Below are 1,039 nucleotides of genomic sequence, written 5' to 3' on the forward strand. Positions count from 1 at the left end.
GGAGGGCTAAAGGTAACTTGTGAAAATGGAGCATTTACATCATTACTACACAACTATTGAGAAAACAAACCAGTATTTTTGTGCTTCATTCTTCCAATATCCATAAACATAAGGTCAGTTTCTGACAATTTAGCTACTGATCACAAAGGTAGGTTTATTGGGGGTTTGATCAGATGCTAACCTAAGCATAAAATCAGCAACAAATTAAGTCATATCCTCGTACTGCATTTAAAATAAGTTGGAATTTTGCACGTCACCTTTTATCACGAATAAATGTGGATGTTTTATATTCAATCTACCTTGGTATCGAACAAATGTAGTGATTTCATATCCTAATTTTAGACGCTGACGAACAATATGGTGTCCAGTAGTTCCAGTTGCTCTGAAAATCAAGTTCTTCATATCCATCACTCCTAAAATACTGTTAAAACATTTAAAAGATTAAATTCGAATCATCCTATAAAATATTATAAATTTATTGTATAACTATTTTAAGTCTTGTCATTTTGCACTACAATATGTAATGGGGGTGAAAAAGTATGAGTATTAATAACTTCCGTTACGATAAGGTTGGTTTGGATCGCTTTTTTGGACCATTAGAAGCAAAAATTATGGATATTTTGTGGAATGGAAAGGAAAAGAGCATCAAAGAGGTTCAACAATTAATCGAAAAAGAAAGAACCATAAATTTTAATACTGTAATGACAGTTATGAATCGACTGGTAGAAAAAAAGATTCTTGAAAAGAGAGCTGAAGGAAGAACTTCGCTTTATAAACCCATTATGACAAAAATGCAATTTATTGATGAACAGTCAAAGAAAATTACTGAAAACCTGTTAGATGAGTTCGGTGATATGGTAGTAAATCACATGCTAGATTCTTTGGAAGATGTTGATCAAAACTTACTTGTTAAACTAGAACAAAAACTTAACCAATTAAAAAAGGAAAGTAAGTAATGATGTGGAGAAATAAATCGTTTTTTGTCTTAAGTGTAGGTCTCTGCTGTGGTGTTGTTTTATTTGTACAGATGGGATTATAT

At 31.6% G+C, this 1,039-nt stretch carries 1 protein-coding gene; it reads left to right on the plus strand.

Features of this window, described 5'->3' with window-relative positions; all coding sequences use genetic code 11:
• Positions 1 to 539: 539 nt before the first annotated feature.
• Positions 540 to 956 (plus strand): BlaI/MecI/CopY family transcriptional regulator, encoded by a 417-nt coding sequence (locus tag V7077_RS23850; RefSeq protein WP_335506580.1) that lies wholly within the window; start codon positions 540 to 542, stop codon positions 954 to 956.
• The last annotated feature ends 83 nt before the right edge of the window (positions 957 to 1,039 follow it).

This window comes from Neobacillus vireti (assembly GCF_036962465.1).
GTDB lineage: Bacteria > Bacillota > Bacilli > Bacillales > Cytobacillaceae > Neobacillus > Neobacillus vireti_B.

Bases quoted from the DNA above. Each gene is read 5' to 3' on its own strand.
- V7077_RS23850 (WP_335506580.1), top strand. From the start codon at position 540: ATGAGTATTAATAACTTCCGTTACGATAAGGTTGGTTTGGATCGCTTT.